Here is a 25,503-nt window from a genome sequence, read left to right on the forward strand (position 1 = left end):
GACCAATGGGGGGAATTGGGAAATCATATCACTCTTGTTTCTTCTTAAAAAACGGTTTAAACTCTTGTGTGTAACAAGAGTTATCCGTTTTAAATAAACCTTTCTCAAATGCTTGCTTGTGTATTTTCGGTAGCTGATCGAATCTCCTCATTCGAATTCTATTTATCTTTTTAGGGGATTGAAAGTCATACGTATAGCTTGCTAACATTACAACCTCAACTTCATTGCAATTATCAGAAAGTTCTATAATAGCAGGCTCGACCCCCAATGAAAAAAATAATATTTTTTTTACGGAAACAGGTATTGTTATTTTAAAAAAACCATTTAGATCTGTTTTTCCGACTTCAAGCGTATCGTCAACAATAATTAAAACCGCTGGTTCCGTTTCATAAAGATCAGAGATTACTCTACCTCTAATCGTTTTATTTTGACCATAAAGGTTATTTACAGAAACAGCCAGTGTAAAAAGAATAAATAATATTTTATTCATATCATTAAGGTTTATACTCGTGAGGATAATCGTATTCTGATGGCACATACCCGCCGCGGCAGGCGTCCACGCCTGATGCCATAAAAAATTGAAGGGTTCACGATTCAGTGCGCAAAGTAAGCATGGACACTTACAAATTTTTGCATCCAGGCGTAGACGGCTGGAGGGGCATGTAAACTTGCCTTTTTTATGTGTAAATTTCTGTATATGAGTGTGTTATTTTGTTTAAATCGGTATGGTTAACACATTGTTTGCGCCGGTTACAATTAAAGTGCTTATTATCAATTTATTATGCAAGTAAAAAGCGTTAAATGTGTTAAGTTATGTTAACCTTTTTGCGTTGTGAGGCTTTCCCTAAACCTCGGCCAAATGCACCTCCGCCATCATACACCGTGCACTGCCACCGCCATTTATTTCGATGGTGCCGATATCTGCATAAACCAACTTGCCAAAAACCGATAAGGCACTGCGCTGTGCATCAGTCAACGAACCATACGCCGTCTGCGACATTACAATAAGTGTTTCGCCCTGAGCGTTTTTTACCTCCAGCATATTGCCTGCAAATTGGTTCATTTGCTCAAAAGTAATTTCGATAACTTCTTTACCTGTCGACTTTAGCGACTGAATAACCGCCAGCTTTTGGTACAGGTCGGTAATGCTATCGAGGCATATAACCGCGAACTTGCTGCCTACACACATCAGTACGTTGGTGTGGTATATAGCCTTGCCCTTTTCGTCGAAGGCATCAAAGGTTACGGCTTTGTAGCCGGTGTAGTCGCAAAAGGCTTGCAGTACTTCGGCATCGGTACGGGGCGAAAGGCAGGCGTAAGCTATTTTGTTCTCCCTATCCAGCACCATACTGCCGGTACCTTCCAAAAATTGGTTTTTAGCCTCGAAGCGACTCAGGTCTACCAAGTGTTTGGCGGCAAAGTTTTCTTCCAACTGGCGGATGATATCCTCGCGGCGTTCCAACCGGCGGTTCTGGGCCTGCATGGGGTAGAGGATAATATCGCCGGTGTCGTGGAAAGATACCCAGTTATTCGGGAAGATAGAGTCGGGCGTATGCGGTTCCGGCGTGTCGCTAATGACGGTAACATTAACGCCATTGTCGCGCAGCACCGCAACAAAGCCGTCGAACTCGGCCACAGCTTTTTGCTGCACGGCCTGCTGGTCGGCTTGTTTGGTCTGGAAAGCATTGCTCTCCGCCGTTTGCGCATTGTACCCGAAATTCACCGGGCGTATCATTAATATATTGTTGGTCGATTGGTTCATTAGTTCATTGGTCATTAGTTCATTTGCCATTGGTTCATTTGTTTATTATTTGCGCTGGAGATATTTGCTTCCGCAAACACACCAATGAACTAATGAACAAGTGAACCAATGAACTAAACAGCGTCTCTCTGCAACGGCATGCTCATGCAATGGAAGCCGCCGCGTGCGCGGGATAGTTCAGCCGATGGCATCAGTATAAGGGTGTCGGTTATGGTTTCGGGGTTCAGTTCATCTGCCTCAAATTTTTGGAGCAGGTCCTGCACCTTGATGATGTCGAAACCGCTTTGTTTAAAAGCTTCTACGGTTTTGTCGTTACGGTCGTAGCCCAGTACCACACCTTCTTTCAGGGCCAACAGGTTGCAGCTGTCAGTCCATTGCTCGCGGGCATCGTAAGGGAAAACGTTATTGCCCGAATAGATAAAGCGGGTCGGCCCATTGCTGTGCAGGTCTTTCTGGCTAATGTTATCCAGCAGAGCTTCCAGCGTGGCAAATGTCTTAGGCTTTTTTCCCTTGCGGAACTGTACTATCTCGGGTTTGTCCTTATTCTTTTTATCAGCGAACCAGGCGATAGGTTCGGCTTCGTCCTGCCCGGCATCTTCAATAGTAAGCGAACGCAGCAGCACCCACACATTGCGTTTTACCTGGGTAAATACGGTATCAATGTGCATATAATCGCGCTTGTGAGGAATCTTTACGATAGTTACTTTCTCCACCACATCGTTCTCGAACAGTAGCTTAATAGCCTCGTTGGCACCACTTACCGATGTGCGTTCGCTCCAGCCTATCAGCAGGTGGTTGGGAGCAACCATCATTACATCGCCGCCCTCTAAAGTGGTTTTGCCTTCGTTGTCTTCGCCCGGGCGAAGGAAGTGTTGTACGGTGTCGGGTATCTCCAGTATGTTATCCCGGTAGCCGGCGAACAGCGGGTGGTTAAAAAATATGTAGCGCACCAGCAGGGTCTCGCGGGCACGGGCCTTTTTAGCCGGCTTGTTCAGCAGCATGTGGTTGTTAATGGCGATGCCAATATCCCGCGAGAATATCATGTTGGGGATAGGGGCGAATATCATTTCCTCATCGTTCAAAGAGCCCGAGATGAATATTTTAGCCAGCTCCACCGGTTCAATATCTATCAGTTGCAGTTGCAGGCGGTAGGTGCAGCCTTCAATAGCGCACACGGCGGCCACCAGCTTTTTGCGGATGTCTTTTTGCTCGAGGATATCGCTCAGCAGGGTTTGTATCTCTACAACTTTTGATGAATTGTGGAAGCCTTCGTTATCGGGTTTAAAGAAGTTGCGCTTACTGTCGGGGTTATCTATATCAGCCAGTTTGCCTTTTATCTTATCGGGGTCTAAAAAGTACATCAGCAGCTTAATGTAATAGTCGTACTCGCCGCTGCGCATGGTATCCAGGTGCACTATGTCTTCAAAGAGCCAGTCCTGCGCTTTAGAGGGTACCACTTTGCCCAAGCCGCTATCGGGGCTATGTACCAGGAGCACACGCAGGGTGCCAATTTCAGATGTTACATCCAGCTTAAAATCATCGGTATTTAGTAGCATAAAAGGTTATAAGCTAACAAAGCTATTAATTTAAGTCCATAGTCCATAGTCGATGGTCCATAGTGAAAAGTTCATGTTCAATAGTATTTGATGTATTATATATGGCTGCAACTACAAGCCTCTTTCTATGGACTATTGACTATGGACTATCGACTCTTATTACTAATTTTGCCTCCGATGGAATTTATCATAGAGGCTGTTGTAAAAGCCGTAAAAGAACTCTACCAAACCGATATTGCTGCAAAGGATGTAAACCTGCAGGAAACCCGTAAAGAATTTGAAGGCCAGGTTACACTGGTTACTTTCCCCTATACTAAAGTATCGCGCAAGGGTCCCGAACAAACCGGCGGCGAAATTGGCGAATACCTGAAAGAGAACGTTGCCGAAATTTCGGGCTTCAACGTAGTAAAAGGCTTTTTGAACCTAAGCTTTTCTGATGGCTTTTGGCTGGATAAACTGAAAGGCGAAATAGCATTGGATGATTTTGCTGTTGCCGTGCCTAATAGCAAAAAAGTAATGGTAGAGTATTCGTCTCCCAATACCAACAAGCCGCTGCACCTGGGGCACATCCGCAACAACCTTTTGGGGTTTTCGGTAGCACAGATATTAGATGCTGCCGGTTATGAGGTGATAAAAACCAATTTGGTGAACGACAGGGGTATTCATATTTGCAAGAGCATGCTTGCCTGGCAAAGGTTTGGAAACGATGAAACTCCGGAAAGCGCAGCTATAAAAGGCGACCACCTTGTAGGTAAATACTATGTAATGTTCGAGAGCAAAATGCGCGAACAGTTAAAGCCTATTTTGTCTGCCGTTTATGATGATGGCGATTTATCTGCTTTTACTGATATTCAAAAACCTAAGGTACAGGCTTTACTAAGTAACATTGCTAAACTTAAGGACCTTGTAGTACAAACACCTGATAATAATACTAAAGCGCTTAACGACCTCAATGCTAAGATAGCGGCAGATGAAGATAAGGTAAAAGAGATAGCCAAAACTGCTACCGAACTGATGCAGCAAGCCCAACAGATGCTACAAAAGTGGGAGGCGGGCGACGCGGAAACCATCAAGCTGTGGGAAATCATGAATGGTTGGGTTTACGCAGGTTTCGCTGAAACCTACAAAAGCCTTGGCGTTGCCTTTGATAAATTTTACTACGAAAGCAACACCTATTTATTAGGAAAAGATACGGTAGAAGAGGGGCTGGCAAGCGGCGTTTTCTTTAAAAAAGAAGATGGTTCGGTTTGGATAGACCTGACTGCCGACGGGCTCGACCAGAAGCTGGTTTTGCGTGCCGACGGTACTTCGGTATACATTACCCAGGATATTGGTACCGCGCAGCTGAAGTACGACGATTTTAAGATGGATGAATCCATCTACGTGGTAGGCAACGAGCAGGATTACCACTTTAAAGTGCTTTTCCTGATACTCGAAAAGTTAGGTAAAAGCTGGGCCAAGGGTTTATACCACTTAAGCTACGGCATGGTTGATTTGCCGTCGGGCAAAATGAAATCGCGCGAGGGTACGGTAGTTGATGCCGACGATTTGATGGCTGATATGTATAAAACGGCTGCCGATACCACCGAAGAAATGGGTAAGGTTGAAGGCTTAAGCGAGGAAGAAAAAGACAAATTGTTCCGTACCATCGGTATGGGTGCTTTGAAGTACTTCCTGCTGAAGGTTGATCCTAAGAAACGTTTATTGTTCGACCCTAAGGAGTCTATCGATTTCCAGGGGCATACCGGTCCCTTCATTCAGTACACGCATGCACGTGTAAAATCAGTATTGAGTAAAGCCGGCTACAATGCCGAAACCAGCACAAGTGATGTAGAAACCTTAGGCGCGGCCGAAAGAGACTTAATAGTATTGCTGAGCAAATTCCCGCAAACTATTCAAGATGCAGCTGCTACCCATAGCCCGGCAGTAATAGCCAACTATGTGTACGAGGTAGCCAAGAACTACAATAAATTTTACCACGAAAACCCCATTATGCAGGCCGAAACCGAAAGCCTGAAACAGTTCCGACTGCAATTATCTGCAGCTACTGCCAAGGTAATTAATAAAGGCATGGGGCTGTTGGGGATAGATGTACCGGAGAGGATGTAGTTAGCCCCCCGACCCCCTGAAGGGGGAGAAGAAGTTTAATTAGCCTATAATCAAGAAGCCCTTTGATGAAAGTCAAGGGGCTTCTTCATATGCATTTCAAAAGTTCCCCCTTCAGGGGGCAGAGGGGGCTTATCTCCAGTGCCCTCTTCTCCAAACGTAGCCGCGGTTGCCGCGTATCCAGTTGCCTTGTACATAAACACGATTGGCACGCGGACGCACGTAATAGCCATTGCGGTAAACATAACGATTGCCGCGCCAAACCCATTCGCCGGGTACCCAATAAGCATTTGCATAAGGCGCCACGGGGCGGGTGTATACAGGTTCAACAGGTTGTTCGGTAACATAGGCCTCGCTTGCGCACGAGCCCAGGAACACTGTACCCGCTAAGGCGCAAATAATTCCCAATTTTGATATTGTTTTCATCTGTAGTATATGTTAAAAAAATATAGACAGACGAAAATGGAAAAGGTTTAGAAGCCATTGGTTCCGAGGCCCCCTAACCCCCTGAAGGGGGAACAAGAATAATATCGAACACCGAATGTCCAATATCGAATAATGAAGGAAAAACTTCGAAATTGGATATTCGAAATTCATAATTCGATATTGACTTTTCAGAGGCTTCCACTGAAGGGGGAATAGAAATAATATCGAACACCGAATATCCAATATCGAATAATGAAGGAAATACTTCGAAATTGGATATTCGAAATTCATTATTTGATATTGGGCATTCAAAGGCTCCCCCTTCAGGGGGCTGGGGGGGCTTGGGCTGGGGGGCTAAACTTTCTTGCCACCTTCACATCCTTACTCCCCGGCGTATACTCATAAAACCCGTTGCCCGATTTTACACCCAATTGCCCGGCCATTACCATGTTTACCAGCAGCGGGCATGGCGCATATTTAGGGTTGCCAAAGCCGTTGTGCAATACCTTTAGTATGGCCAGGCAAACATCCAGCCCAATAAAATCGGCTAACTGCAGCGGGCCCATAGGATGGGCCATGCCCAGTTTCATTACTGTATCAATTTCGGCTACGCCGGCCACGCCTTCGTACAGGGTGTATATGGCCTCGTTTATCATGGGCATTAAAATGCGGTTGGCCACAAAGCCGGGATAATCGTTCACCTCAACAGGCTCTTTACCTAATTGTACCGAAAGCTCCATAATGGTTTTGGTGACTGCATCGGTAGTGCTGTAGCCGCGTATCACTTCTACCAGTTTCATTACCGGTACGGGGTTCATAAAGTGCATACCTATTACTTGCCCGGGGCGGTTAGTGGCCGCGGCAATTTCGGTAATGGAGATAGATGAGGTGTTAGATGCAAGTATAGCTTCGGGCTTACATATGTCGCTTAGCTGCTTAAACAGTTTTAGCTTTATATCGCGGTTCTCGGTAGCGGCTTCCACTACCAAATCGGCATCTGAGGCGCCTTCATAAGCATCGGTATACGTTTTTATATTGGCCAGGGTGGCAGCCTTTCCCGCATCATCAATAGTGCCTTTTTTAACCTGCCTGTCCAAATTGCCGGCAATTGTTTGCAGCGCCTTTTGCAAGGCATCGGTGCTGATATCTACTAACGATACGTTAAAACCATTTTGAGCAAAAGTATGGGCAATGCCATTACCCATTGTGCCCGAGCCAATTACAGTAATATTTTTCATTTAGGTAAAATTATGATCACGGTGCTATATTAAGCAATAAATATGTTTGATTTACAGTTAATAATGCATAATTTAAGCGCACAATACCAGTTGTAAATAAACCTTTTCTAAAATATTATCCGTCATGAAACACATTAAGTTACTGGCTGCGGCCTTTTGCATTTCGGCTGCTATCAACACTGCACATGCGCAATTGATAAACGAACGTGACTATAAAGTAATTACGCCCAAAAGCTACATGAATGTAGAAGGTACGCCGTATTTAACCGACGAGTGGCAGCCCGGTGACGTAAAGCTCGTTAATGGCGTAACAAGCCAGGAAAAGCTGATGCTAAAGTATAACCTCGTAGATGACATGCTGTTGTTTAAGGAGAAAGGCAGCGATAACGCTATGTCTTTCGTGGTGCCTGTTCAGGAGTTTACCATTAGCCCCGCCGGCGACGATAAAGTGTTAGTTAAACATTTTCGTGCCGGATATAAAGATATAGAAGGCAATACACCCACCAGCTTTTACCAGGTTTTAAGCGATGGTAAAGTGCAATTGTTGCGTAAAGACACCAAAAAGGCTTTAGAAACGCAGGAGATAGGCTCGGCATCTAAAACTACTACGTTTATAGAAAAAACCAAATATTACCTTGTGGTGAACGGTAAAACTACACAGGTAAAAAACGATAAAAAATCGTTACTGGCCGTTTTGGCTGATAAGCAGGCACAACTGGAAGACTATATTAAAACTAATAAGGTTAACTTTAAGGATGATGCCCAGTTAGGTAAACTGGTAGACTATTATAATACCTTATAAATAGCTATCTTCAGGCTTTATTGCTGATATGAATTTTAAAAAACTATTTACCCTTGCGTTCTGCTTATCAGTTTTTGCTACAACCGCAAGTGCCCAGTTTATGCACCAGCGCGACTATCGCCTCATTACCACTTCGCAATACACTGATGTAGAGGGTTCCCCTTATTTGTTTGAGGACTGGGAACCCGGTTCTGTTACCCTCGTAAATGGCGTAAGTAGCACCGAGCAAATGCAGCTTAAATATAATGTTGTAGACGATGTGCTTACTTTTAAAGACAAGGCAAGCGGTGAGGAGATGGCCTTTGTGCAAAAAGTAAAAGAGTTTAAAATAGCTCCCAACGCCGGCCTAACTGATGCTAAGTATATGAAGCTCTACCGCAGCGGCTTTACCGGTATAGAGGGCACCACCGCTGATTCGTTTTTTGAGGTACTGGCCGATGGGAAAGCGCAATTGCTGAAAAGGTTTACCAAAGTGGTTTTCGAAAGCCAGGATATTGGCTCAGCCAGCAAGAAAAAGACTTTTTTAGAAAAAGAGAAATATTATATCATTATGGGCGGTAAAGCCACAGTGGTGAAAAATGATAAAAAGTCGATATTGTCCGTGTTAGCAGATAAGCAGCCCCAATTAGAGGACTATATAAAAACTAATAAGGTGAGCTTTAAAAGCGATGCCCAGGTAGGGAAGCTGGTGGATTATTATAATACTTTATAAACCGGTATGCTTAATGCCGAAGATATCAGCTTCTACCTGTCGGCCTTTAAAGGGCTCGATTTGAAGGATATCTACGATGTAGTTAAGCTTGCCCACAGCAAGAAGTTGGCCGCCGGCGATATTTATATTAATAAAGGCTCCACACAACAAAAGCTCGGATATATCCGGAAAGGGCTTATCCGGGCTTTTCATCTTAAAGAAAACGGCGACGACCTTACACTGCTGCTACAGTGGGAAGGCAAATTCATCGCCTCGCACGATACCATCATTCTGCAGCAACCTTCGCGCTTTATTTACCAGGCACTGGAAGACACCGTGCTGATGGAATTGGACTACGCCAAAGTAGAACCCATCCTGAACCATAACCCCAGGCTATCGGCCACACAGGCAACCTTCCTTCGCAGCATGCTTGCCGAATCAATGGCGCGTGTAGAGTCGTTCGTGCTTTTATCGCCAGAAGAGCGCTACTTGCAATTGGTACGCGAAAAGCCGGATATCGTAAACCGCGTTCCCGATAAACACCTGGCTACATTGCTGGGTATTACGCCGGTGTCGCTAAGCCGCATCCGCAAGCGCATTTCTTCGGCAGGTAAGCGTTAATTATCTTTTGTTAATTTTTCCCGGCATCATCAGCCTTTAAATTTGATACATCAAAACCAAAGGCGGGTATGGAAAAGTTAGTGCCATTTTTTTTCACCATTTTTAGTGTAACGGCCATCAGGTATTTTGTATTGGCGGGCATTCCGTTTTTGGTGTTTTATAAACTAATAGCCGGTTGGTACGCAAAGGGCAAAATACAAAACAAGCAAGCTACCGCTAAAGATTTCCTGCGCGAAGTACTGCACTCTATGCAAACCTCGGCCATTTTTGCAATTATAGCTGTTGTGATATTGTATACCCCATTGCGGGGATACACGCAGTTATATGATTCTCTTACCGATTTCCCATTGTGGTACCTGCCTGTAAGTTTGGTGCTGAGTTTGGTAATACACGATACCTATTTTTACTGGATGCATCGCCTCCTTCACCATAAGGCGCTATTTAAATATGCACACTTACTGCACCATAAAAGTACCAACCCGTCGCCATGGGCATCTTACTCATTTCATTTTTTTGAGGCCTGGGCCGAAGGGCTGGTATTACTGGTTATTGTAATGGTAATGCCCATACACCCCATGGTAGTTGTTTGGTTTACTATTGTGGGCTTTGTAATAAATGTATACGGGCACCTGGGCTACGAGGTGGCGCCCCTCTGGCTGCGTGGCTCGTTCCTGTTCCAAATAGTTAATACCTCGGTTCACCATAACATCCATCACAGTAAATTCAGGGGTAATTACGGCTTATACTTTAGGGTGTGGGACAGGCTGATGGGTACCGAACATCCCGATTACGTAAAAGAATACGACAGGATACAAGCGCAAAGATCTGCCCCGGAACTTAAAAGCAACACGATATTGAGCAATAATTAAAAAAAATATTGGCTGGCATTAAACCAATGTGTACCTTGAAGGTCAAATACAATATCATGAAAAAATTATCGCTGCTGCTTTTACTCGCATTACCCACACTACTGTTTACACAAATGGCAAACGCCCAAAGAACTATCATGCTTGGGCGCGATGGTGTGCCTCTTGCTAATAAGGATTATACCGATGTAGTTGGGTCGCCGTACCTTAATAAAGAATGGGGCGACGGAACAGTGTTACTGGAAAACGGAGAATCGCTTAAAGACCTTAAGCTGAAGTATAACGTAATGGAAAACATCTTGTCGTTTACCGACAAGCCCGACGGTTCTGAATACGGATTTAAAGAGCCCATAAAAGAGTTTACCATAACCTATAACGACGAAGACCAGTCGGTTACCAAGCGTTTCCGCAGTGGCTATAATGGTATTTATAAAACCACTCCTAAATCTTTCTTCGAGGTTGTAGCAGATGGCAAAACACAACTTTTAAAGCGGAACAATATGGGTATTGTAATGAGTACCGTATACAACTCGGCAAGTGTTACCAAAAACTTTAAAGACGATTACAACTATTATTTAGTAATTGACGGTGCCGCGCAGCCCATTAAAAATGATCCTAAAGCTATTATTGCCAAATTGCCTGAAGCGCAACAGGCTAAGCTTACCGAATATGTGAAAACTAAAAAGTTGAAAAAGGCTGATGCAGACCTGGCAGAGCTTATCAACTACTATAATACCTTATAAGGCTGTGGTTAAATAGTTTGCTGCCTGCAAAACAGATGCAGGGCTAACCTCGGTAAGTTGCGGTATATGCCCCAGGCATTTAATTTTGCTGTAAGATAATATAAACGTCTCCGACGATTCATCGGGCGTGCCATTAAAGATAATTCCCTTTATTGGCACGCCTTTTTGTTTTAATACCTCTACCGATAGCAACGTATGGTTTATGCTACCAAGGTAGTTTTGCGATACAAGCAATACCTCGGCCCCAAGGTTTTTTATCAAATCTACCATCAGGCAGGTATCGTTTAGCGGTACCATCAGGCCGCCTGCTCCTTCTATAATTAACTGATTATCTGTTTCCGGGGCGATGATCTTTCGCTCGTCTATAATAATGCCATCCAGCTTTGCCGATTTGTGGGGCGAGTAGGGCTCGGTTAACCTGAAGGCCTCCGGGTGGAAAACCGTTTGGGTATTGCTTACCAGGCTCTGCACCTTCATGATGTCTGATTGATGCAGGTCGCCCGATTGGATGGGCTTCCAGTAATCGGCTTTTAGTTTTTCAACCACTATGGCCGATATGATGGTTTTACCAATGCCGGTACCAATACCGGTAATGAATATGGGTTTGTTAGGCATGTTGTAGTTTAATTAGGGTAGATGTAAGTAGCTGTATTTCTTCGGTAGTATTAAAGGCATGAAGGCAAATACGAATACGTTCGGCACCTACAGCTACAGTAGGGCTAAGTATAGGGCGAACATCCATCCCCGCAATTTGCAATTGGTCCGCGGTGTGTTTTGCTTTATCGTTACTGTGCAGCAACAGGCATTGTATGGGGCTATTGCTATTTATTAATGCAGGCTCGTTTAATGCAGCCAGCGCACCTTTAAACAAGTCGATGTTTTGATTTAGCGCCTCAATCTCCGCATCTGCGCCCTGCAATAACCGATAAGCCATTTTTACTGATGCCAATTGATGAAAGGATGCTGCTGTAGTGTAAATAAAAGAGCGTGCAAAGTTTATAAGATAGTTGCGTAGCGAATTGCTCCCCAAAACGATGGCTCCGTGGCAACCCAATGCCTTCCCGAAGGTTACCAAACGAGCGAAGGTTTTATCTGCCAAACCTAATTCGGCTACAAGCCCTTTTGAATGAAGGCCTACGGCATGCGCTTCGTCTACTATTAAATGTGCGCCGTATTGTTCGGTAAGTTTTAAGATATCGGCTATGGGGGCTGCATCGCCATCCATAGAGTAAATGCTCTCTATGGCTACGTAACAGTTGCCTTTTGCTTGTTTCAGTTTGCTCTCCAGGCTTTCCAAATCGTTATGGCGGAAGGTGTAGCGGTTGGCGTAACTTAAGCGTGCACCATCAATAATGGAGGCATGGATAAGTTCGTCGCAAATAATTGTATCGCCTTTTTGCGGGAGTGAAGAGAATAAGCCCACATTGGCATCGTAACCTGAGTTAAATATCAGCCCCGATTCAGCATCATGAAACAGCGCTATTTGCTGCTCCAGTTCCTCGGCATACTGCAGGTTGCCCGATAACAATCGTGACCCTGTTGAACCGTTAAGGCTGTGTGGGTGATTTTTAATTTCCTGTTCAACGGACTCTTTCAATGCAGCCGAGCGGGCAAAGCCAAGGTAATCGTTGCTGCAAAAGTCAATGAGGGTGTTTTCGGGTTTTAGCGTGCGGTAGCTGCCGGCGGCTTTGCGCTCGTTCAGCCGGTTGTTCATAAATAAGTCTGCCGCCGTCATCCCTTTAAATTTTCGGCTAAAATAAATAAAGCGGCTCATCGCCGCTTTATTTATTTCTTCACAGATAATTATTTCTGTGGTGGGGCACCACCGCCGCCTTGTTGCATACGGGCACGGCGCTCATCCATTTCTTTCTGCCATGCAGCAGCCTGCTCAGCAGTTAAAATGGCTTTCACTTTCTCGTTAGTAGCCTGCATAATAGGGCGGAAGGCCGACCTGTCGCCACCGGCGTTGCGCAAGCTGTCTATCTGTTTGGTTTGCGCTTCGTAAATAGCGGTAATTTTGGTAGCCTGGTCGTCGGTAAGTTTTAACGATTCTTTCAGAGCTTTCACCCTGTCGGCCGGGCTCATCATTCCTCTGCCACTACCACCTTGTGCGCGGCTCACTGCTGATACTCCAAGAAGTAACATGCAGATCAACATAATTTTTTTCATCCTGGGAACTTTTTAGTTTTTAATTGATGTTTTGATAAAGATAACGTGCAAGGGTTTAATAAAGTTCGATGTAACTTAATTGTTGCCTTTTTAAGTTGGGAAAAGTTCCGAGAAGTTGGAAGGGTTGGAGAGGTTGGTAAAAGTTGAAGAAGTTGGAAAAGAGTTGGAATGGTTTAGGAGAAGTTAGAAAAGCTGAAAAAGTTGAAATTGTTGGTGAGAAGTTGAAAAGGTTGGAAGAAGGCCTTATACAATGATTCTTGTTTTAAAAAGAGGAAAGGTTGTAAATTTACTATTAAGCAACTTTTACAACCTCTCTAACTTCTTCAACTTTTGCTAACTTAATTACCGCCCTTTAAACCCGCTATTGAGCGCTGCATTTGGGCCATCATGCTGGTTAGGCTTTCCATGGTTGGCTCTGGTGTTGGCATAGGCATGTGGGTAGATATATAGGCTTTTGCCCTCCAAATCTCCAATACATCTTCGCCGGCAATATCGTATGGCTCGTATACCGGGTTATCTGATATCAGTTTTAGCTTTTTGCTGTCTTTAAATTTATTGCCTGCGCGTTTGTAAACCACGCCTTCGCTTTTTGATACGATCACGTAGGTTTCGCCGGCTTTTACATCGGCCCAGTTCTCCTGGTATTCGCCTATTATAATAGTGCCCGATTGTAGCGGCAGCATCGAATCGCCTTTTATCTCGAAACCACGGTAGGTTCCTTGCTTAAACATAGGCAAGTACAGCTTTGGCAATGCGGCTACGTATTCGGTATCGGCGTAACCATTTAAATAACCGGCGCTGGCCTTAACCGGCACCAGTTCAATATTTTCGTTATCTTCTTTATCTACAGAAATACTTAGTATGCGCAGGTTGGCAGGGTTGCCTTTTGGCTTTGGTGCCCATTTCTCATCAATAGTTTCGTTTATAAAATCGTCTATCGATACATCGAAGAAGTTTGCTAATGTTTTTAGTAGTTCATATTTGGGCTCTGCACGCTCTTCTTCGTATGCGCCTACTAATGAGCGTTTTATGCCTACTTCATCGGCGAATTGTTGTTGTGTTAAGCCCTTCTTTTTGCGTAAAAACTTAATATTTTGAGAAATATTTGCCATAAAATTTGGAATTGCTAAATTTATTAGTAATTTTATGCTCATAAAGTTAGTAATTATTTTTTAACCGCCAAAATTATTTATCAAATGAAGAGGTTCGTATATATCATCACCGACAGGAACAGGAAGAATTTACACGTAGGCATGTGCACCGACCTGCTGAAAACTTTGAAGTTTTACGGCGAAATGCCCACCCTATTTTTCGACAGCGCGCAGCAACTAAACCGTTTGGTATACTTTGAAGAGATAAATACCGAAGAGCAGGCTATGGACCGCTTTAAACAAGTAAGCACTTATACCCGTATGCAAAAAGAGAAAATGATACGCCCGGTAAATCCTGATTGGGTTGACTTGACTATTGGTTTGAAACACGAGAGCGGCCAAAAAGTAAGGCCATCCGTTTTTGCCGGACGGCCTTCAATAATGCCAGCACGCAGGGCGGTTACTTTTTAATAAACTTAAGTGCGCCCGAGTTCATGCAGAAACGTTTGCCACCGCGATTGGCGGGGCCATCGTCAAACACGTGCCCCAGGTGCAGCCCGGTGCTTTTTTCGATAACTTCATCGCGGCTCATGCCGTAGCTGTTATCCTGTACAATTTCTACTTTCCCGGCATCCACTGCTTTGACAAAGCTTGGCCAGCCGGTGCCACTGTCGAACTTATCGGCAGAGCTAAATAAGGTGTCGCCTGTGGCAGCGCTTACATAAACACCGGTTTGGTGGTTATTGTAATACTCGTTATGATACGGCGGCTCGGTGCCGCTCTCCACCATTATATGGTACTGGTTTGGCGTTAGTATAGCCTTCCACTCCTCCGCCGGTTTACTTTTAGGGCGGTTAGCACTTGGTTTTTTTGATTGTCCGTTTATGTTTTGGCAACTAATAATGCCAAACAAGCTTACGATGAGTATTGCTAAAATCGACTTTTTCATTTTGATCTTCTGATTTGTTTATTGCTCAGTTAATTACGCTGAAGCATGCCTATATAAATTTACGAAATATAGTGCCAGAGCGTTTGTCAGCTCTTGGTCGTAATTAGGCGAGATTCCTTACAGAAGTTTATGTAATAAAAACGGGTTAAAGCTTTTTAGCCTTAACCCGTTCCGGATATTGACGTTTTATTACGTCTTATTTCTTGATTCTGATATCTTGACTCTAAACTACCATCCCGGTGTAAAGTTAAACCCAAATACAGGTTTCTTCACGTCTTTGCGGTTAATTGGGAAGGCGTAAAAAGGTTCTAATATTAAAGCTCCGAATAAGTTTACCCTTAAAGAAAGGCCAACGCTAAGCGACGGAACGCGCGATAAGTTATACAGCGTAACAGGTTCTCCGGTGTTTGGGTCAGTAACTGTTGAGGTTGATAATACTTCGGGTTGTGTTTTAAACAGGGTGATCTTATCGCCGCTGTTCCATGCTAAACCGGCATCAAAAAATAGGTTTAAATCAGAAAACAAGAATTTAGATGGTAATGCTGCTAACTTTTCGGGCCCGGTAAATGGCAAGCGGATCTCGAAATTGGCTACTGCAATACGTTGGCCGCTTAGTTGGTTGCTGTTCCACAAACTGGTTGTGCTGGTACTGGAAGAGTTAAGGCTATACAGATCGAAACCACGCACCAGCCATGGGTAGCCAACAGATAGTGGGTACAAATTATTGTTGTTATCGCCAAAACGGCCGGTACCGTAAAGCCTTGCTGCAAATGTTACTGGTTTGGTACGTACATACCCGCGTAAATCAATATTTGGCGAGTAATATTTATAAGTGCCAAAGTTGTAGTCGGCACCTATTTTAAAGCGGTAACCGCCAAGCGGCGCTGCAATACCAAAATAAGAGTCGTCGCCGGTGAGTGATGTCCCAACAGTATACACGCTAAATGGGCGGTAATCGTACCCTGTTTCGTCACGGTATTGCTCTCTTGATATTTTGTGTTTCCTAAATTGAATCGGTACGTAATAAGTATTGCCATCTGCGTCCGTTCTTGGTTCAAAATAGTTGCTGTACCTGTCTATCCTGAAACTGTTTCGGGCCGCGCTTGCGCCAATTTCATACCGCAGTTGTTTAGATATAGGGTATTGCATAAAGCCCTGTACTGCATCCTGAAAAATACGGATGATATCGGTATGCTCATCAATTACATTTACGGGTTTGCCGTCAACTTGTATAGTGGTTGGTGTAACGTTATAATTACCAAATTGGTAGGGGATGTGCGATAAGCCGAAGCCCCAGTTCCATCGGCCTTCCTGGTTTATGTATACGCCCTGTGCGCCAAAATCATACACTTCGCCGTTAACAGATGCGCTTGCATAGATTTGATTACGGCCCAAAATATCGCTGAATACGCCCATTATACCGCTCGATAAGCCGGTGCCGTATGTGCCTATTTGCGCACCCACGCCATTGCTCGCTAAGGCATCCAGTTTAAATTTAGGCTTGTAGCCAACACAGTGGATAGAATCTGTAGATAGTTTTGGGTATGCCAGGTAGTTGTTCAGGTTAGAGTTTATCAGGTCGACGCCTACTGCGCGGGTAGGGGGGAGCATGGCTACTGTAAAATCGGTTTTGCCGCCATCAACTACTACCGGTGTAAACTCTGATGCTTTAGCGTTATACACGGTGTATTTCTGCGAGCGGTAGTATGAGTAAACAACATCATCGTTAGCCGAAATACTCAGCGCCGGCGAAAACTCGGTAATACCGCAAATACCGGTGAAAAGGTCGGTCATTTGCTCTACCTTGCCGCTGGCTATAGTATAACGGTACATATTGCGGAAGCCATCGCGATTGCTCAGGAAGTATATCTGCGTGCCATCTGCCGAATAAAGCGGGTTAAGGTTATTGGCATGGTTAAATACGTTTATGTTGGTGATGGCGCCGGTAGCAATATCAACTTCGGCGAGGTTGAAAGTGATCTCCTGCGATAATACCTGGTCGTAAGTAGCACGATCGGTAGAGAAGACGATCTTTTTACCATCGCGCGAGAACATCGGCTGGTAATCTGAGTACTTATCGTTAGTTAATTGTGTAACCTTTTTAGTGTCGAAGTTGTACATGTACAAATCGCTCTGCCCTTCAGACAATGCCTGGAAAGCTACATTCTTTCCATCAGGCGACCAGGTAAGGTTACTAAACTGCTCTGCCTTACCCATCGAAATATCGTTGAGCACTTTACCATCGGGTACCGAAACCACCAGCATGCGGTTACGGCCTTTGGCAAATACACTATAAGCAAACTTTTTGCTATCGGGGCTCCAGGCACCTGCCGACTCGATGAAATTGAACTCATCTACGTGCGAGTTGGCCGTTTTGCTGGTAAGCCGTGTAATTATTCGCCCCGTTCGGGCATCGGACAGGTAGAGGTCGATACTGAACAGGTTTTTTGACGACAGGAAAGAAATGTATTTACCATCGGGGCTTACGGATGGTGCCACCGTCATATCGCCGCCAATTTTATCGTCGATCACCTTTAGACCCACCGGTTTTTGAACGGTATCTTTCAGGTAAGCCTTATAAGTGTTCTCGATAGAGTTTTTCCAAAGGCGCGAGAGGGTTTTATCATCGTAGCCAAAGGTGCGCCTGATACCGTATTGCAAACCAAAACGAGCCGTATTTTTAAAGAATGGCACTATAACGGTATCGCCATAAGTTGAACCCAGGAACGACCAAAACGCCTCACCATAACGGTAAGGGAAGTATTTATTGCCGTTGGTAAGTGCTTCAACCGTTGGGATATCGTGGTTGAGATAAGCATCGCGTATCCACATGGCGGTGTAAGCATCTTTTTTACCTATAGAAAGGTATTCTGCCATACCTTCAACCATCCACAGTGGGATGTTGCCAATGTTCTCAAAATTAGATGAATCGCGGCCCAACAGCATATGGTACTGGAAGGCGTGCACTAACTCGTGGCCTAATACGTGGCGGGTGGTTTGGTTGGTTTCCATTACAGGCATTACCACGCGGTTTTTCAAGCCTTCGGTAATACCGCCCGTACCCACGCTTATCTCGCCATCAATGGCCGTAGTCTGCTGAAACTCGGGGTGGTTGGCGTATAGGATGATGGGGTTGGGTTTGCTGAACGTATCGCGGAAAACCTGCTGGTGCAGTGTGTACCAAAGTTCGCTCTCCTGCGCAAAGCGTTTCATCATACTATCGTTTTTAATGTAATAGTATATCTCGAAGTGCGGGGTTTTATAGATCTTAAAATCGAGCTTTTTATAGCGCACTTTGTTTTGCCCGAAGTATTGGGCCTTTGCTTGCGGCGCAAATAATAGGGCAGCAGCAAGCAACCACAAAACGAAAGGTAATTTTATGCAGAATGGGTAACGTTTATTCATAAGTTAATTTAAGAATATGGCGTAATTTAAATAAAAGCCGGCTTAACAGCAAACGCAGAAAAATGCTAATTATTAGGCGTGACGGGATTATTCTCCGGCGCTGGCTCATTGGTGGCCGGAGTAGTAACGCCGGAGGTATCCATAGGCATTTCCAGCGTACTATCCACCTCCGTGGTATCGCGCTCGGTAAACCTTGGCGAGGGGCAATTATACTCCTTGGTTATCTTCACCCATGGCCTTGGGAACGGCCCGTAAGTATAGCCCGATTTGGGGTCGGCATATACCTTTTCCATAAACTCGCCAAATATAGGCAGCGCGGTGTGCGAGCCTTCGCCGGTTTCGGAGCTGGTGAAGTGCACGCTGCGGTCGTCGGCACCTACCCAAATGCCCGTTACCAGGTCTTTGGTGATGCCCATGTACCAGCCATCAACATAATCGCTGCTGGTGCCGGTTTTGCCGCCAATTTCGTTGCCTTTTTTCCAAAGCCCGTTGTATTCCCAAAGGGCTTGCGAGGTGCCGCCCGGTTCTTCCATACCACCGCGGAACATGTATAGCATCAGCCAGGCAGTCTCTTCGCTTAGTACCTGTTCGGTTTTCAGCGTGAACTCCTGTATCAGGTTGCCTTTGTCATCGGTTATTTTGGTTACCAGCAATGGATCAACCTTTTGGCCTTTGTTCAGGAAGGTGCTGTATGCGCGCACCATCTCAAATACCGAAACATCATTAGAGCCGAGCGATACAGATGGTACTGCCTTCAACGGGCTTTCGATGCCTATTTTATGGGCATAATCAACAATTTTATCCCAGCCCACATGCTCGGTAACCTGCGCCGTAATGGAGTTTACCGATTTACCCATGGCCCAACGTAACGACATTTCGCGGCCTGAGAAATTGAAGTCGGCATTGTTGGGTTCCCAAACTTCGTCTTTGCCATTCTCTTTATACTTAATGCTTACGCGTTTATCGGTAAACTTATCGCAAGGGGTAAAGCCATTATCAATAGCAGTCACGTAGGCAAATGGCTTAAAGGTAGAGCCCGCCTGTCGTTTTGCCTGGTTTACGTGGTCGTAATTAAAGTATTTGTAATCGATACCGCCCACCCAAACTTTTATTTTGCCGGTAGTGGGTTCCATGGTCATCATGCCGGTGTTGAGCAGTTTGGTATAGTATTTTATCGAATCTACACTGCTGAAGGTGGTATCCTGATCGCCTTTCCAGGTAAAAACGGTCATGCGTTTTTTCTTCTCGAAGTAGGCTTTTATCTGCGTGGTGTCGCCATTGTATTTCTTCACCAGCATTTTGTAGATGGGCAGGCGTTGTTCTGCTTTCAGCAGGAAATCCTTTATCTCTACACCCTTGCTATCGCGCCATGGGTTTTTATCGCCCCAGAGGTTATTAAAGCGCCTTTGCAGCATTTTCATTTTATCGGCAACGGCTTCCTCTGCGTATTGCTGTAGTTTGCTATCTATAGTGGTGTAAATTTTCAGCCCGTCTTCGTACAAATCGTAGTTGTTTTCTTCACACCACTTGTTCAGCCATTTCTCTACCGCGTGGCGTATGTACGAATCGCCCTGGCCGGTTTTGTCGATATAGCTAAGATCTAACCCGATGGGCAATTTTGTATTTGCATCGTAATCAGCCTTGTTCAGGTAATTGTATTTCAGCATTTGGGCCAGCACTACGTTACGGCGCTCTACCGCACGCTTAGGGTTAGTGCGGGGGTTGTATGTTGATGTAGCTTTCAGCATCCCTATTAGGGTAGCGGCCTCAGCAGGGGTTACCTGGTTTGGCATTTTGTTGAAGTACTTCAGCGTAGCTGTTTTAATACCGAAGGAGTTGTTACCAAAAGGTACGGTATTAAGGTACATAGTGAGTATTTGCTGCTTGTTGTACTGGTGCTCCAATTTATAAGCCGTAAGCCACTCTTTACATTTAAATACCAGCGTTTTTACTCCGGGAATGTATTTTACTAATCCCTGCGATTTGCGTTTACGCGTATTGAAAAGGTTTTTTGCCAACTGCTGCGTAATGGTACTTGCGCCACGGCGGTCGCCTTTGGCGGTTGAAACCAAGCCGCTAACAAAACCAATGAAATCTACCCCGCCGTGTTTGTAAAAGCGTACATCCTCGGTTGCTACAAGGGCGTTTACCAGGTTAGGGGAGATGTTTTTATATTCAATAGGGGAGCGGTTCTCTTTATAAAAGCGGCCGATAAGTTTGCCATCGGCAGTGTAAACTTCAGAAGCAACGGAGAGGGTAGGGGTTTTTATGTCGCGCATATCCGGCGAATACCCGAACAGCCAAAGAAAATTTAACTCGATGGCGCAGAAAAAGATAATAACAAAGTAAACAAAGATGGTAAGGTATCTCAGGTATCGGTTGCTTATGCTTCTGAACATTGGATAAAGATGGAAATTTATGCCGCTAATCCCACAACGGCACCATAAAAAGTTATCAACGCAATTTTAGCAGTTAAATTTTATTTAGGGCGATGTTAGGGTTAATTATTTTTTAATAATGAATTAAAGAGGTTTAAAATTGGGTTAAAAGGTAAACTAAATAAGCGTTTTAGGGTATTATTTAAAAGCCCTGCTTAGTAATAATGAAAAAGATACTGTTTTATATAGCCACCATGGCAATAATGTTGAAAGCCACCGCCCAAACCGACGAAAAACTGATCGAAGTTGCCTCGTTCGATAAAAACCAGCCCATAGGTGTTACCGTTGCGCCGGCATCAAACCGCTTGTTCGTTTCTTTCCCGCATACCGAGCCTTACTTGTATGGGCTTACCGAAATTGTGAACGGCAAGCGCGTACCCTTCCCCGATGCAGAGTGGAACCAGTATAAACCCGAAGAACCCGAAACGCACTTTGTAAACGCGCAGGACTTGTATGCCGATGACCGCAATTGCCTTTGGGTGCTCGATTCGGCCCCGGCGGGCGCTGCAGCAGTTATTGGCAATGCCACCGCCAAACTGGGCCAGTTTAAACTGATACAGATAAGCCTTGATGATAATAAGGTAAAACGCATTTACACCTTCGAAGGCCTGCCGAAAGATAAAAGCGCCCTGAACGATGTTTGTGTGGATAACAGCCGCAAACTGGCCTACCTGTCCGACCCCGGACTGCATGCGATTATTGTACTGGATCTGAATACCGGCAAAAGCCGCGTGGTGCTAAAGGATGATAAATCGACCATAGTGGAGCCGGGTTTTAAACTAAACCTTGATGGTAAGGATGTGGTGGATAACAACGGCCGCCCTTTCGCATCGAATGTGAACGGCATTGCCCTTAGCCGCAACTACAAATACTTTTACTTCCGGGCCATTAATCAAACCAAGCTGTACCGAATAGCTACCGAACTTTTGGCCGATACCACGCTGAAAGACGCGCAACTCTCGCCCAAAGTAGAAATGGTTGCCGAAACCGGCGTTTGCCACGGCATGATAGCCGATACCCAGGGCAATATTTACCAAAGCAGCTCGCCCGACCACTCCATAAAATATGTATCTCCCGATGGCCAACTGCACACCCTTGTAACCGATGAACGCCTCAGCTGGCCCGATTCCTTTGGGATTGGCAACGATGGCTACCTGTACCTCAGCGCCTCGCAAATGAACCGCCTGCCCAAATACAATGGGGGAGAGAATAAGGTGGTGTATCCGTATAGGATTTATAAGGTTAAGTTGCCTTAGGGAGGTGTTGATGGTTATTTAAACCGCGGAGTTAACGGAGGTTACGCGGAGATTCGCTGAGAAGAAAATAGTATTAACGGCCTGTGGGGTATTGCCCAATTGATAAAAAACTCTCCATCCATTTGCAAAGCCCTCTGTGAACCTCCGCGTAACCTCTGCGAACTCCGTGGTTAAAAAATAATTAAAAATAAACTTTCAATATATTTTGAAAGTTAGAAAATAATATTCACATTTGTACATGCGTTCGCAAGGCGCATTTATTTTTAAATAAATCTTTCATTTTTTATTGAAAATTCAAAACAAATTTAAATCTTAGGAATCATGAATTACTTTATCACCACCTACGCAGTTTACCTAACCGTTAGCATTTTATTAACCATTTGGGTAGCCAAAGTTTTATTTAACAACGGCCGCATTTTTCTGGTCGACATTTTTCACGGTAATACGCCGCTTGCCGATAGCGTGAACAAGCTGTTGGTAGTGGGCTTTTACCTGGTAAATATTGGATACATGTGCCTTGTGCTGAAAGAGACCGAGCCGATACAAAATGCGCAGGAGGTGATAGAGGTGCTCAGCTACAAAATAGGCACTATTATCCTCATCCTTGGTGGTATGCACTTCCTGAATGTGATCGTCTTCTTTAAACTCCGTAACAAAGCACAGCATGCAACTACCGTAGGCGAGAAAGCTAACGTAGTATTCGTTCAACCCCAATAATCTTCACTGCCATGAAAACGCTGAATAACCACCTGATACTATATGATGCTGATTGCCCTATGTGCAATGCCTACACCAAAGCATTTACCCATGCAGGTATGCTTGATGGCAGGGCAAGCTACCAAGATATGCCCGAAGCGGCTTGTCCGCTGGTTGACCGCCAGCGCGCCGTTAACGAAATTGCCTTGGTCGACACCCAAACCGGGGAAGTGAGCTATGGCGTGCAAAGCCTGTTCAAGGTTATCGGTAATAGCTTCCCGGTGTTTGGCCCGCTGTTCAGGTTCGCGCCTTTTGTTTGGCTGATGAAAAAGGTATATGCCTTTGTATCTTATAACCGCCGGGTAATTATTCCTGCTGCGCACGATGTGCAGGGCATACAGCCAAGCTTCAGGCTGGGGTACAGGTTGGCTTATTTAGCGTTTACATGGTTTATTGTAGGGAGCATATTAACTGCTTATGCGCATCACCTTACCCCGCTGGTGCCCTTGGGCGATAAACTGCGCGAGTATTACATCTGCGGCGGGCAGGTGCTGTTTCAGGGCATCGTCATCAGCTTTTACCGCCCCGAAAAGCGCTGGGAATATCTGGGCAACATGATGACGATTTCTTTGGCCGGTGCCCTATTGCTGCTACCCGTATTATTGCTGGCCAAGTTTGTCGTGCTTAGCCCCATCATTTGTACCTTGTGCTTTTTGGGCGTGGCCGGACTGATGTTTTTAGAGCACATCCGCCGCACCAAACTGATGAAGCTGGGCTGGCTACTCACCATTACCTGGGTAGTGTACCGGTTGCTGTTGTTGCTTGTAATTTTAAATTGAACGTATTATGAAATACCATAAAATAGTTTTGGCCGGCGGTAACGGATACCTCGGCACCGTGCTGGCCAAATATTATAAAAACCTTGCCGAAGAAATTATACTGCTTAGCCGCAAGCCTGCCGCAACCATTGGTAACATTAAAACCCTTGTTTGGGATGGCGAAACCGAAGGCGACTGGGCCGAAGCGCTGAACGGTGCCGATATGCTAATAAATCTCTGCGGCAAAAACGTGAACTGCCGTTACACCGAAAAAAACAAAGCCGAAATTATCCGCAGCAGGGTAGTGCCCACAACTTTATTAGGCAAGGTAATAGGCAAACTGGCGCAGCCGCCAAAACTCTGGATAAACCTGGCATCTGCCACCATATACCGCCACGCCGAAGACCATGCGCAGGACGAGGCCACCGGCGAAATTGGCTACGGTTTTTCTATCGACGTGTGCAAGCAATGGGAGCAATGCTTTTTTGATGCCGATACACCCAACACTCGCAAAGTAGCCCTGCGCCATGGCATAGCCCTTGGCCGAAGCGATAGCGTTTTTCCACGCCTGTTGAATTTAGTGAGATTTGGTTTGGGCGGCAAACAAGGTGACGGCGAGCAATACATTGCCTGGATACACGAGTATGATACCGCCCGTATCACCGAGTTTTTAATAGAGCACACTGAACTGGATGGTGTTATCAACTGCGCCGCCCCCGAAGCTGCAAAGAATAAAGACCTGATGCGCATTATCCGCAAAGCCTACGGCGTACCCTTCGGCCTGCCTGCACCGCAGTGGCTGCTGGAGATAGGCGCCAAAATCATCGGCACCGAAACAGAACTAATATTGAAAAGCCGCTGGGTAGCGCCCAAACGTTTGCTGGATGCAGGCTTTGTTTTCAGTTTCCCGAAGGCTGAGCATGCCGTGCACGATGTTTTGAGTTTAAGGGTGTAGTGCTGTAGATATTTGCCCCGTAGCGATGGGTTTGAAACCCATCGCTACGGTTACGGATACATAAAATTACTATCAATTCACCATGGCAATCATCAACCTCAGTACCAAAATAAAAGCTCCCGTAGCTACCTGCTTCGACTTATCAAGAAGCATCGACCTGCATATAAGTTCCATGCAGCACAGCAAAGAAAAAGCCATAGCCGGCAAAACATGCGGGCTCATCGGGCTCAACGAATGGGTGACCTGGCAGACCAACCACCTCGGGCTAAAATTCAACATGACCATCCGCATCAGCGAGTTTGCCGCAGCCGACTACTTTGTTGACGAAATAGTAAAAGGGCCCTTTAAAATGCTACGGCACCTGCATCAATTTAAACAGGCGGGCAGCTATACCATCATGACGGATGAGTTCATCTTCAAATCGCCATTTGGATGGTTGGGCAAACTTGTAGATAAGTTTTTTATGGAGCGTTACATGCGGAAGTTGTTGACGCAGCGTAACGCCGTAATAAAAGAAGCAGCAGAAAGATGATTTATATAAGTAAAGGCAATAAAAAGATATTGGTTGTTGTTGCTTTGTGCCTTTTTGCAGTTGCAAATATTGGATATGTGGCTGTTAAAGGCATCTTAGTGCAGCGTGGCATTGCTGTTACAGCTGTAGTTTTATTCACGGCAGCTTTTGTTATTGGGTTATGTACTGTATTATTTTCTTGGCCAGAAGACATAACGAGCTTTAGATACCGAGTTTTGCGCCCTTGGCTTTTTGTAACCATAGCCACCATAATTAGCTTCGTCGTAATTTATTTGGGAATTGTAGCGGTAATTTTCTTTCCTACTCTTATATTCTTAGGGTCAATGGGAGGGCTGATGGGAGGACGCTTCAAGTTAAAACTTAAGAACTGATAAAGAATCGGA

The 25,503-nt window shown here is 45.1% G+C and carries 25 protein-coding genes; 13 read left to right on the top strand and 12 right to left on the bottom strand.

Annotated features, from left to right (window positions below):
- Positions 1-28: 28 nt before the first annotated feature.
- The 3 genes from BC343_RS07240 to BC343_RS07250 form a co-directional block, all read right to left on the bottom strand.
- Positions 29-490: a hypothetical protein gene (locus BC343_RS07240; protein WP_143822092.1), complete on the bottom strand. Its 462-nt coding sequence runs from the start codon at positions 488-490 to the stop codon at positions 29-31.
- 354 nt (positions 491-844) lie between these two features.
- A complete protein-coding gene (gene ctlX, locus BC343_RS07245) occupies positions 845-1,792 on the bottom strand; it encodes a citrulline utilization hydrolase CtlX (RefSeq protein WP_238381717.1) in 948 nt (315 codons plus the stop codon).
- An 83-nt stretch (positions 1,793-1,875) separates the two neighbouring features.
- Positions 1,876-3,318: an arginine deiminase family protein gene (locus tag BC343_RS07250; protein ID WP_078347106.1), complete on the bottom strand. Its 1,443-nt coding sequence runs from the start codon at positions 3,316-3,318 to the stop codon at positions 1,876-1,878.
- 177 nt (positions 3,319-3,495) lie between these two features.
- Between BC343_RS07250 and argS the strand changes: the two genes are divergently transcribed.
- On the top strand, positions 3,496-5,427 hold the full coding sequence (argS, locus tag BC343_RS07255) for an arginine--tRNA ligase (RefSeq protein ID WP_162276833.1): 1,932 nt from the start codon (positions 3,496-3,498) through the stop codon (positions 5,425-5,427).
- Between the two features lie 129 nt (positions 5,428-5,556).
- Here argS and BC343_RS07260 read toward each other — a convergent pair whose 3' ends face one another.
- Positions 5,557-5,850, bottom strand: coding sequence for a YXWGXW repeat-containing protein (locus BC343_RS07260; protein ID WP_078347108.1), 294 nt, complete (start codon positions 5,848-5,850; stop codon positions 5,557-5,559).
- 323 nt (positions 5,851-6,173) lie between these two features.
- Positions 6,174-7,088 (bottom strand): 3-hydroxybutyryl-CoA dehydrogenase, encoded by a 915-nt coding sequence (locus BC343_RS07265; protein ID WP_078347110.1) that lies wholly within the window; start codon positions 7,086-7,088, stop codon positions 6,174-6,176.
- Between the two features lie 124 nt (positions 7,089-7,212).
- Here BC343_RS07265 and BC343_RS07270 point away from each other — a divergent pair, with 124 nt between their 5' ends.
- The 5 genes from BC343_RS07270 to BC343_RS07290 all read left to right on the top strand — a co-directional run bounded on the left by BC343_RS07270 (position 7,213) and on the right by BC343_RS07290 (position 10,811).
- The gene (locus BC343_RS07270) at positions 7,213-7,890 is read left to right on the top strand and encodes a hypothetical protein (protein ID WP_078347111.1); all 678 of its coding nucleotides are present in this window, start codon (positions 7,213-7,215) and stop codon (positions 7,888-7,890) included.
- Positions 7,891-7,918: 28 nt separating this feature from the next.
- Positions 7,919-8,602 (top strand): hypothetical protein, encoded by a 684-nt coding sequence (locus BC343_RS07275; RefSeq protein ID WP_078347113.1) that lies wholly within the window; start codon positions 7,919-7,921, stop codon positions 8,600-8,602.
- A 6-nt stretch (positions 8,603-8,608) separates the two neighbouring features.
- Positions 8,609-9,202, top strand: coding sequence for a Crp/Fnr family transcriptional regulator (locus BC343_RS07280; RefSeq protein WP_078347114.1), 594 nt, complete (start codon positions 8,609-8,611; stop codon positions 9,200-9,202).
- A gap of 68 nt (positions 9,203-9,270) precedes the next feature.
- Positions 9,271-10,071, top strand: coding sequence for a sterol desaturase family protein (locus tag BC343_RS07285; protein WP_078347115.1), 801 nt, complete (start codon positions 9,271-9,273; stop codon positions 10,069-10,071).
- Between the two features lie 56 nt (positions 10,072-10,127).
- Complete coding sequence (locus BC343_RS07290) at positions 10,128-10,811, top strand: hypothetical protein (protein WP_078347117.1); 684 nt, start codon at positions 10,128-10,130, stop codon at positions 10,809-10,811.
- Here the strand turns inward: BC343_RS07290 and bioD are convergent.
- From bioD to BC343_RS07310, 4 genes are all read right to left on the bottom strand, one after another.
- The gene (gene bioD / locus BC343_RS07295; RefSeq protein ID WP_078347119.1) at positions 10,806-11,426 is read right to left on the bottom strand and encodes a dethiobiotin synthase; all 621 of its coding nucleotides are present in this window, start codon (positions 11,424-11,426) and stop codon (positions 10,806-10,808) included. The two genes, BC343_RS07290 and bioD, sit on opposite strands and share 6 nt — an antisense overlap.
- Positions 11,419-12,546 carry an aminotransferase class I/II-fold pyridoxal phosphate-dependent enzyme gene (locus BC343_RS07300; RefSeq protein WP_078347267.1) on the bottom strand — a complete coding sequence of 376 codons (1,128 nt, stop codon included), beginning with the start codon at positions 12,544-12,546 and terminating at the stop codon, positions 11,419-11,421. The genes bioD and BC343_RS07300 overlap by 8 nt, the downstream gene beginning before the upstream one ends.
- Before the next feature lie 68 nt (positions 12,547-12,614).
- The gene (locus BC343_RS07305; RefSeq protein ID WP_162276834.1) at positions 12,615-12,956 is read right to left on the bottom strand and encodes a Spy/CpxP family protein refolding chaperone; all 342 of its coding nucleotides are present in this window, start codon (positions 12,954-12,956) and stop codon (positions 12,615-12,617) included.
- A gap of 362 nt (positions 12,957-13,318) precedes the next feature.
- Positions 13,319-14,092, bottom strand: a complete 774-nt coding sequence (locus BC343_RS07310) for an XRE family transcriptional regulator (RefSeq protein WP_078347268.1) — start codon at positions 14,090-14,092, stop codon at positions 13,319-13,321.
- Positions 14,093-14,176: 84 nt separating this feature from the next.
- Here BC343_RS07310 and BC343_RS07315 point away from each other — a divergent pair, with 84 nt between their 5' ends.
- Positions 14,177-14,542, top strand: coding sequence for a GIY-YIG nuclease family protein (locus BC343_RS07315; RefSeq protein WP_078347122.1), 366 nt, complete (start codon positions 14,177-14,179; stop codon positions 14,540-14,542).
- Here the strand turns inward: BC343_RS07315 and msrB are convergent.
- From msrB to BC343_RS07330, 3 genes are all read right to left on the bottom strand, one after another.
- Positions 14,532-15,020: a peptide-methionine (R)-S-oxide reductase MsrB gene (gene msrB / locus BC343_RS07320; RefSeq protein WP_078347123.1), complete on the bottom strand. Its 489-nt coding sequence runs from the start codon at positions 15,018-15,020 to the stop codon at positions 14,532-14,534. The two genes, BC343_RS07315 and msrB, sit on opposite strands and share 11 nt — an antisense overlap.
- Before the next feature lie 228 nt (positions 15,021-15,248).
- On the bottom strand, positions 15,249-18,425 hold the full coding sequence (locus BC343_RS07325; protein ID WP_078347124.1) for a DPP IV N-terminal domain-containing protein: 3,177 nt from the start codon (positions 18,423-18,425) through the stop codon (positions 15,249-15,251).
- Between the two features lie 65 nt (positions 18,426-18,490).
- Positions 18,491-20,824 (bottom strand): penicillin-binding protein 1A, encoded by a 2,334-nt coding sequence (locus BC343_RS07330; RefSeq protein ID WP_078347125.1) that lies wholly within the window; start codon positions 20,822-20,824, stop codon positions 18,491-18,493.
- 203 nt (positions 20,825-21,027) lie between these two features.
- Between BC343_RS07330 and BC343_RS07335 the strand changes: the two genes are divergently transcribed.
- The 6 genes from BC343_RS07335 (at position 21,028) to BC343_RS07360 (ending at position 25,491) form a co-directional block, all read left to right on the top strand.
- A complete protein-coding gene (locus tag BC343_RS07335; protein WP_238381718.1) occupies positions 21,028-22,119 on the top strand; it encodes an SMP-30/gluconolactonase/LRE family protein in 1,092 nt (363 codons plus the stop codon).
- 321 nt (positions 22,120-22,440) lie between these two features.
- Positions 22,441-22,836 carry a hypothetical protein gene (locus tag BC343_RS07340; RefSeq protein ID WP_078347126.1) on the top strand — a complete coding sequence of 132 codons (396 nt, stop codon included), beginning with the start codon at positions 22,441-22,443 and terminating at the stop codon, positions 22,834-22,836.
- Positions 22,837-22,847: 11 nt separating this feature from the next.
- On the top strand, positions 22,848-23,654 hold the full coding sequence (locus BC343_RS07345; protein ID WP_078347127.1) for a DCC1-like thiol-disulfide oxidoreductase family protein: 807 nt from the start codon (positions 22,848-22,850) through the stop codon (positions 23,652-23,654).
- 7 nt (positions 23,655-23,661) lie between these two features.
- Entirely contained in the window at positions 23,662-24,588 is a 927-nt protein-coding gene (locus BC343_RS07350) for a TIGR01777 family oxidoreductase (protein WP_078347128.1), read from the top strand.
- A gap of 82 nt (positions 24,589-24,670) precedes the next feature.
- Positions 24,671-25,120, top strand: coding sequence for an SRPBCC family protein (locus BC343_RS07355; RefSeq protein WP_078347129.1), 450 nt, complete (start codon positions 24,671-24,673; stop codon positions 25,118-25,120).
- Complete coding sequence (locus tag BC343_RS07360) at positions 25,117-25,491, top strand: hypothetical protein (RefSeq protein ID WP_078347130.1); 375 nt, start codon at positions 25,117-25,119, stop codon at positions 25,489-25,491. The genes BC343_RS07355 and BC343_RS07360 overlap by 4 nt, the downstream gene beginning before the upstream one ends.
- The last annotated feature ends 12 nt before the right edge of the window (positions 25,492-25,503 follow it).

Origin of the sequence: Mucilaginibacter pedocola, assembly GCF_002013915.1 — a bacterium.
GTDB lineage: Bacteria > Bacteroidota > Bacteroidia > Sphingobacteriales > Sphingobacteriaceae > Mucilaginibacter > Mucilaginibacter pedocola.